The sequence below is a fragment of the Microbacterium lacus genome (assembly GCF_002812805.1).
GTDB classification, from domain to species: domain Bacteria; phylum Actinomycetota; class Actinomycetes; order Actinomycetales; family Microbacteriaceae; genus Microbacterium; species Microbacterium lacus_A.
This window is the reverse complement of record NZ_NMUM01000031.1, coordinates 1-8,151: the sequence shown is the minus strand read 5'-3', so window position 1 is coordinate 8,151 and position 8,151 is coordinate 1. Positions and strand designations below refer to the sequence as shown.

Sequence of the window (8,151 nt, the reverse complement as noted above, 5' to 3'; positions counted from 1 at the left end):
TGAGGCTGACCCCGAAGTCCGGACAGGTGGTTGGTTGGTCAGGCTGCCAGCGCGAGCTGGCGGCGTTCGTACTCTAGCGGGCTGATGTAGCCGATGCCGGAGTGGCGTCGGCGGGCGTTGTACCAGCCGTCGATCCAGACATACGCGGCCCGTCGGGCGGTGTCGATCGTCGCGAAAACATGCCGGTTGTAGTACTCGTTCTTGAACACGGACCAGAACGATTCCGCGGCTGCATTGTCCCAACACACCCCGGTCCGGCCCATCGATCTGAGCACCCCGAGCTCGGTCGCTGCGTCGGCGAGCTGGGCACTGGTGTACTGAGTGCCCCTGTCCGCGTGGAACACGACCTTCCGCGGCAGGTGCCCGCGGAGAGAGACCGCTTGCCGGAGCGCGTCCTCGACGAGGTCGGTATGCAGACTCCCTGCGACGGTGCGGCCGAGGACCCGGCGGGTGTGACCATCCCGCACGACACACAGGTACGCCCACCCCTCACCGGTATGCAGATACGTGATGTCAGAGAACCACGCGAGGTCACGCTCGCCCTGGTCGAACCGCCGCTCTACGAGGTCAGGCACCGGGAACGGATCATCGCCTCGCACGGTGGTCGGCGGATGCCAGGTGCGGGGACTGATCCCGGTGATCCCGTCGGCGCGCATCAGCTTCGCGACCGTCTTACGCGAGACCACCACCCCGGCGTCCTGCAGGTCCGCGTGGATCCGCGGAGCCCCGTACGTGGCGTCAGACGCGGCATGGAACCGGCGGATCTGCTCGGTCAGCTCAGCTGCCCGCCGCTGCCGCGGCGACGGGCCGGCGGACTTCCGGGCTCGCCACTCGTAGAACCGGCGCCGGTCTACCCCGAGCAGCCGGCACATCCGCGTGACTGTCAGCGTCGTCTCGTGCGCCTTCTCCGCCTCGATCACAGCGAACCGCTCCTCGGGTTCTGCTTCGATGCGAAGAAGGCCGCCGCTTTTCCCAGGAACTCGTTGTCCATCCGGAGTTCCTGCACCTCGCGGCGCAACCGTCCCAGCTCAGCACGCTCGTCCAGATCCAGCGGCGCCTCGGACCCACCGCCAGTCCGCGCACGTTCCGCGTGGACCCACCGGCCCAACAGCTGCTCACCGACACCGATCTCTCGAGCGACCGCCGCGACTGTCCGGCCCGTATCGATCACCAGCCTCGCGGCCTCACGTCGATACTCCGGCGTATACGTCTTCCTCTTGCTCGTGCCCATCAAGGACATCCTCCCCGACAGGCCCGCAAACACACGGATCCCGCCTGGTCAGTGTCCGGAATCCGGGGTCAACCCCATTCCATGGCGAGCATTTTGGCGCTCGAACTCGAGTTCATTGATTCGAGATTCGACAGCCCCAGCCATGTGGAGTTCGCCAACTGGTTTTCCGGCGTCTTTGGGTGCGATCCGGTTCTGTCAGAGCATCTTGCTGACGCTCAGAAGCGACATTGGGAAAGTGACTTTACTGGGGCTTCCTTTGTGTGCCTGCCGCTCATTGAGGCCGCGGCGCGGGGCCTACTACTGAAGCTCGATGAACCGCTCTATAGAGCCGAACGAGGCGCAAGCCCTGGTCGATTCCCAGCGTTGGACTTCTACGTCCAGGCGCTCGAAGACAACGGCCTGGACGTCGACTGGGTCCGTACGCTTCGCGGCACCTTGCTATCGGACGGCCTAAATATCCGAAACCTGAGCGCGCACGGGTTCAAGTTTCGCTACAACGAAGGCGAGTCAGCCTTGCTCCTAAGGCTGGCGGGGTTTGCTTGTGCGCTCGCTGGCGCGATTGATCATGCCGAGCTATCGAAGCCACTCGCCGCGGTTCGCACGGGTTTACGGCGGCGTATCGGATGGGTCTGGTATTAGTCTTCTCGTTGCTCTCGGCGCAACTGGGCGATCCCTCTTGACGGTTGGTGCTGTGCGTGGGTGCAGTCGTAGCCGCTGGTCAAACCGCTTGCTCGACCGACTTGGCCATGGCTCGTCGCTCTGCACGAGCGGCGACCGCTTCCCGCACGCGGATACGGGCGAGCAGGATCAGGCTGACGGGTCCCATGATGATGAACTTCATCGTGTTCCACAGGCAGAGGAGGACGAGGAAGTTGAGCCATCCGGGTCCGCCGTCTGCGATGAGGGTGGTGAAGGTGCTCGCGGCTAGGAGGTAAGGCACGGCGAGGAGCATCGCGGGGACTCCCCATTTGAGTCCTCGGCGGGTGCGGATGGCGTTGAGGAGGATGTTGGTGGGCATGTAGCGGCGCAGGAATGCGCGGGTGTGGACGCTGAGGGTCCAGAGCTGGCGGATCATGACGGGGTTTCCTCTCACATGCACGACGGATCGTCGGAGGCGGTGCGTGTGTGAGTGGCCTTGCGGCCTGCCCCGAGGAGCGTCATATCAAGGAGAAATCCGCCTCACCATCAGGGTATGACGCACCAGCGACATTCGGAAGGGCAACCGATCACAGGCCCCGGCTCGCACCCTCGCGCCGCATCACCCGCGACGGAGCATCCTGACCGTCACTGCTAGCCAGGTCGCGGAGCCTCGCAAGTGCTGCTTTCGCTCGTGCCGCGTCGATCTTCTGCGCGTCGCTATCGGGGGCTGGGCCGAGCGGAGTGCGTGTGGTGGTGCCGTAGCGGTCGCGATACGCGGCGACGGTCCGCGCCTGCTGTTTCCACGCTGCCGCGGCTCTGGGCTCTGTCGGTGTGTCTCCGAGCGCGAGCGCCCATTCCTGCCGTTCGGTGAGGGCTTGGTCAAGGACGGCTTCGGCACGATGCTGGATCAACTCGCGCCGCTCCGCCAGAGCCTTCCGCATCTCGGCGGACATGGGTCCCGCTGCTTCGGGGATCAAGCCCGCGATCAGACGGGGCGCCTTGCGAGTACGACCAGATCCAGCCGGCCTCTCGGTCGCGCGAACGAGGCGGTGGTGAACGACAGAGGCGATGTCATCGGCATCGCCAAAGCCGCGAGCCGCGACCAGCCGCGGCATGAGCACGTCGATGTTGTGGTGGTTCGCTTCCGCCCGCCGCAGTTCTGCGGTGAGAGCTCCGAATGCGTCGGAGTGGATCGTGTCTTCTGCTTCGTCCGGGGTGAGGCCGGATTCGCGGATGAGGGTGGTGAAGCGGTCGTGTTGTGCGGCTTGCGCGATCGTCTCGTACTCGGCCGCGAGCTGTCCCACCGACCCCCACGCTTCTTGTTCAGCGGTGATCGTCTCGTGTGCGGAGAGCTCGGCGCCGACGTGCTGCATGACCCCGTAGAGGATGCTCCTCGCGGTCGCCTCAGGATCGTCTGCCGGGTGTGGGGTGGTGTGGTTGTCGTCGGGGAGGTCGGTGGCGACGTAGACGCGGTTCGTGTGCCTGCCGCGGGTCATCGCGACATACAGGTTCTCTCTCGTCGTAGAAGGATCAACGAGCACATGGGAGGTATCGGTGGTGATGCCTTGCGCCCTATGCGCGGTCACTGCGTATCCCAGATCGACGTGATCGGAGAGGTACTCGACCGGGAGGATCACGGTGCCGCGGCTGTCGGCGCGGCGGGCGGTGAGCGATCCATCGTCGCGGATGTCGGCAATGGTCCAGCGGTCACCGTTGCGTACCCATCCTCGCGGGGTGCGGAGGCGTCGGTCGTTCTTCCGGGTGATGATCGTGTCACCTACCCCGGCACGCGCGTCGCCTTGGAGGGCGACTTCGCGACGGGCATCTACTGTGCCGTCGAGAATGAGGTCGGCACGGGCGCGCTGGTTCAGGGCATGGACGGATTCGTTCGAGTCCGCGATCAACACCGTTGAAACTCCGGCGAGGGTGTCGGTGCGCCAGGCGGTGTAGGCGACGTCGATCATCGCCTCAGTATCGCCGCCGGTGATGCGGCCGTGGGAGGCATAGGCGTCGATGGCTTCTGGTCGACCGTGGCGAAGATCGAGGGAAGTGGTCTTCTCCCAGACGTTGACAAATCGGTGCACGTCGACCAGCTCTGGGGCGTCGTTTCGGTCGTGGACGAGGAGGGAGAACGCGCCGCCGGCGGTGACGGATTGCAGTTGCGCCCAGTCACCCACCAACAGCACTTTCGCACCAACTTGCACCGCGTGCGCCGTGATGCGATCGAGCGAGAGAGTGCCGGCGAGGGAGGCTTCGTCCACGATCACGAGCTGCCCCTTACGGAACGACGCACCGGCGTTCTGGTGGTCGTGCCACCACTTCGCGGTGTTCTCCGTCCGGATGCCGAGATCGTCGGCGAGGACCTGCGCGGCAACCGCGGACGGCGCCAACCCGACGACACTGCCGCGCCCGTGCTCCCGCTCCCACGCCGTGCGCAACGCGCGCATCGCCGTCGTCTTCCCAGCCCCCGCCGGGCCGACCAGCACGTCAACTGCCCGGCCAGAGATCGCAATGCCGGTGAGGGCGGCGGCTTGATCATCGTCGAGGAGCCTGCCCTCGCGGTCCGGGCCCCGGGTGACCTTCTCAACCACCTCGACGGGCACGGTGGGTGCCGTCATGGTGCGGGCGCGCTCGAGGAGTCGATCTTCTGCCGCGAGGATGTCCGGTGACGAGTACACCGTCGACGCGATCGGCCGGAACCTGCTGCTGTCATCAGAGCGGCGGAACACGGCCGGGCTCGATGCGAGCTCGGGCGGAGTCAGCTGGAGGGAGGCGCGCTCTGCGGCATCGACGACCATGCCGACGATCGCTTCACGATCCAGGGTGGTGGCAAACCGGTAGGGCATGGTCTGGCGGGCAGCCTCGGCGGTGAGGTTCCAGCGCCGCCAGGTCGACCGCTTCTCACCGACTGCTCCAACCACACTGCGGCCCAGAGCGTCGATCACATCCAGGCGCACATCATCAGCACGCAGCAGTCGCGGTGCATCGTTCGCGGTGACGGTGCGTGCCCAGTGGGTGGCGTCTTCACCGAGCAGGTGCGACGCGCTATCCCGCCACTCGCCGGTGAGGTCAGCGAGCGAACGAACCTGCTTCTCCGGTCTGGTTGCCAACGTTGCTTGTGCTCGGAGCTTGATGACCGTCGCAAGCGATGGTTGCCTGCCGTGTCGGGCAACGTACTCAGCGATGAGCCGGTTCTTCCCCTCATCAATCTGCCGTGACCGGGATGAGAACTCCGCCACCAACCTCTCCGGCACCGTGCTGATCGCCCAGGCGGGGTTGCGGTCACGTCCCATGTCTCTGGCTTCCCACTCGACGCCGAACGCGCGGGTGAGGTGGTCGGCGAACACCGCCTCGTGCAGTTCCGAGAGCGCAACGGTCGCGGCGTGCAGGGGACGCCCGTCGAGGGATCGCCATTTGCCGTCGTGGACGGTCTGCACCTTGTTCGAGATCACCACATGCGTGTGCAGATGCGGATCACCCGCCCGCGAATCGTAATGATCGAACGCGGTCGCGATCACCCCGGACACGTCAGCCTGCGCAACCGCCCCATTGCGGCCGGCCGCGCCGACACGAGTTGCAGCAACCTCCCGCTCGATGAACGCAACCATCTCCGCAACCGCCGCGTGATGCGCATCCGCAATCAACGATTGCGTGCCCGCATCCGACACCGCCCACAGCACCGACGCGGACTTCGGAATCGAGAACGTGAAATCTAACCCCGCAACCGCCTTCCGCACCCCGCGTACGCTCTCCTCAGCCTCGATTGCAGCAACCGCCTCGGCACGCTCCGTCACCGGGAGGTCGGCGTCGAGCCTTGCGGTGCGACGCTCGATCCGCTCGACCACCGTCGGATACTTCCGATACGGACTCCCAAGCGCCTGATCAGTCACCGGGTCGCGCCCCTGCCCGATCAGCCGTTGAAGCTGCTCCTCCGTGACCTCATCGCCAACGACGATCGAACCGCCACCGAGCGCGGTGACCGCTGACCCAATCCACCGCCCAGGCGGTGTTCCGTCCTCCGTGTAGTACCTCGTGAGCGGTGTGGAGAGCACCCGGTCGCCGTCACCGGTGGCGACAGTGCGCAGGAGGTACTTGTAGCCATCGCCGGTGGACATCACCCGCATCGAAACCGTCACCGCGCACCGTCCTGTCTTGGTCAGGAGGTGAGCACCTGCACCCGGCGGCGCGGTCAACTCTGAGTTGACTCACTCGACGGCGCGAACCTCGCTTGCAAGACGCGTGACAACCCGTTCGAGCGAACCGCGGAGGTCGGCAGCGCTGCGCGTCGACAGCGGCCGGTGCGGAGTGGGAGGCGTCGGCTGAGCGGCGGCGGGTGGGGGTGGCTGGTGCACCTGGCTGGTGACCAACTCGGAGTGGCAGCACGACTCCGGGGATCACCGTTCTAGGAGGGTCGCCCGTGGCCGACCAGACCCTCACCGACCCGGCCACGCCGCTGCGTGTTGGGTCGCTGTTCTCCGGCGATGGCGGACTCGACCTCGCCGTCGAGGAAGCCTTCGGAGCACGCACGATCTGGTTCTCCGAAATCAACGAACCCGTCGCCCGCGTCTTCGCCCACCACTGGCCCGACGCCCCGAACCTCGGCGACATCACCACCATGGACTGGAACACCGTGCCACCGGTGGACATCCTCTGCGGTGGGTTCCCTTGCCAAGACGTGTCCACCGTCGGGAAGATGGCCGGCCTGAAACCTGGCACCCGCTCCGGGCTTTGGGCACACATGGCTGCTGCGATCGACGTGCTGCAACCCGAGTGGGTCGTGATCGAGAACGTCCGCGGGCTACTGTCTGCACCCGCAATCCGCACGAACCTCGAAGGAGACGACAATGAGCAACGCAACCCCGAACATGCATCCACCACCGATGCAACCCCTCGCGATATGGAACCCGACCCGTGGCATCTGGGAGAAACCGGAACTCGACCTCTTCGGGCAGCAGGAGCAGTTCTCGGAGACCTGAGGCTGACCCCGAAGTCCGGACAGGTGGTTGGTTGGTCAGGCTGCCAGCGCGAGCTGGCGGCGTTCGTACTCTAGCGGGCTGATGTAGCCGATGCCGGAGTGGCGTCGGCGGGCGTTGTACCAGCCGTCGATCCAGACATACGCGGCCCGTCGGGCGGTGTCGATCGTCGCGAAAACATGCCGGTTGTAGTACTCGTTCTTGAACACGGACCAGAACGATTCCGCGGCTGCATTGTCCCAACACACCCCGGTCCGGCCCATCGATCTGAGCACCCCGAGCTCGGTCGCTGCGTCGGCGAGCTGGGCACTGGTGTACTGAGTGCCCCTGTCCGCGTGGAACACGACCTTCCGCGGCAGGTGCCCGCGGAGAGAGACCGCTTGCCGGAGCGCGTCCTCGACGAGGTCGGTATGCAGACTCCCTGCGACGGTGCGGCCGAGGACCCGGCGGGTGTGACCATCCCGCACGACACACAGGTACGCCCACCCCTCACCGGTATGCAGATACGTGATGTCAGAGAACCACGCGAGGTCACGCTCGCCCTGGTCGAACCGCCGCTCTACGAGGTCAGGCACCGGGAACGGATCATCGCCTCGCACGGTGGTCGGCGGATGCCAGGTGCGGGGACTGATCCCGGTGATCCCGTCGGCGCGCATCAGCTTCGCGACCGTCTTACGCGAGACCACCACCCCGGCGTCCTGCAGGTCCGCGTGGATCCGCGGAGCCCCGTACGTGGCGTCAGACGCGGCATGGAACCGGCGGATCTGCTCGGTCAGCTCAGCTGCCCGCCGCTGCCGCGGCGACGGGCCGGCGGACTTCCGGGCTCGCCACTCGTAGAACCGGCGCCGGTCTACCCCGAGCAGCCGGCACATCCGCGTGACTGTCAGCGTCGTCTCGTGCGCCTTCTCCGCCTCGATCACAGCGAACCGCTCCTCGGGTTCTGCTTCGATGCGAAGAAGGCCGCCGCTTTTCCCAGGAACTCGTTGTCCATCCGGAGTTCCTGCACCTCGCGGCGCAACCGTCCCAGCTCAGCACGCTCGTCCAGATCCAGCGGCGCCTCGGACCCACCGCCAGTCCGCGCACGTTCCGCGTGGACCCACCGGCCCAACAGCTGCTCACCGACACCGATCTCTCGAGCGACCGCCGCGACTGTCCGGCCCGTATCGATCACCAGCCTCGCGGCCTCACGTCGATACTCCGGCGTATACGTCTTCCTCTTGCTCGTGCCCATCAAGGACATCCTCCCCGACAGGCCCGCAAACACACGGATCCCGCCTGGTCAGTGTCCGGAATCCGGGGTCAACCCCA

Annotated in this window: 6 protein-coding genes; 2 read left to right on the top strand and 4 right to left on the bottom strand. The window is 66.1% G+C overall.

Annotated elements, in window-relative coordinates; translation table 11 throughout:
• Positions 1-38: 38 nt before the first annotated feature.
• A protein-coding gene (locus CGU34_RS12230) for an IS3 family transposase (RefSeq protein ID WP_100813431.1) occupies positions 39-1,231 on the bottom strand; the annotation gives its coding sequence in 2 pieces (ribosomal slippage) (positions 39-961 and positions 961-1,231; 1,194 coding nt in all).
• An 81-nt stretch (positions 1,232-1,312) separates the two neighbouring features.
• Between CGU34_RS12230 and CGU34_RS12225 the strand changes: the two genes are divergently transcribed.
• Complete coding sequence (locus CGU34_RS12225) at positions 1,313-1,870, top strand: hypothetical protein (RefSeq protein WP_100814253.1); 558 nt, start codon at positions 1,313-1,315, stop codon at positions 1,868-1,870.
• Between the two features lie 79 nt (positions 1,871-1,949).
• Here CGU34_RS12225 and CGU34_RS12220 read toward each other — a convergent pair whose 3' ends face one another.
• Both CGU34_RS12220 and mobF read right to left on the bottom strand, forming a co-directional pair.
• On the bottom strand, positions 1,950-2,306 hold the full coding sequence (locus tag CGU34_RS12220; protein WP_100814252.1) for a sulfate permease: 357 nt from the start codon (positions 2,304-2,306) through the stop codon (positions 1,950-1,952).
• Between the two features lie 151 nt (positions 2,307-2,457).
• Positions 2,458-5,994 carry a MobF family relaxase gene (mobF, locus tag CGU34_RS12215; RefSeq protein ID WP_440344739.1) on the bottom strand — a complete coding sequence of 1,179 codons (3,537 nt, stop codon included), beginning with the start codon at positions 5,992-5,994 and terminating at the stop codon, positions 2,458-2,460.
• A 293-nt stretch (positions 5,995-6,287) separates the two neighbouring features.
• Here mobF and CGU34_RS12210 point away from each other — a divergent pair, with 293 nt between their 5' ends.
• On the top strand, positions 6,288-6,920 hold the full coding sequence (locus CGU34_RS12210; protein ID WP_198517786.1) for a DNA cytosine methyltransferase: 633 nt from the start codon (positions 6,288-6,290) through the stop codon (positions 6,918-6,920).
• On the opposite strand, the gene CGU34_RS12205 is transcribed toward CGU34_RS12210, so the two are convergent.
• Positions 6,882-8,074 (bottom strand): IS3 family transposase gene (locus tag CGU34_RS12205; RefSeq protein WP_100813431.1). Its coding sequence is split into 2 segments (ribosomal slippage): positions 6,882-7,804 and positions 7,804-8,074, totalling 1,194 coding nucleotides; the frame shifts between segments, so codons are not numbered across the junction. The genes CGU34_RS12210 and CGU34_RS12205 overlap by 39 nt on opposite strands.
• Positions 8,075-8,151 lie beyond the last annotated feature (77 nt).

What these genes read in the sequence shown, in the direction of transcription:
- CGU34_RS12225 (WP_100814253.1), top strand. Translation starts at nt 1,313, where the DNA reads ATGGCGAGCATTTTGGCGCTCGAACTCGAGTTCATTGATTCGAGATTC.
- CGU34_RS12220 (WP_100814252.1), bottom strand. Translation starts at nt 2,306, where the DNA reads ATGATCCGCCAGCTCTGGACCCTCAGCGTCCACACCCGCGCATTCCTG.
- mobF (WP_440344739.1), bottom strand. Translation starts at nt 5,994, where the DNA reads ATGCGGGTGATGTCCACCGGCGATGGCTACAAGTACCTCCTGCGCACT.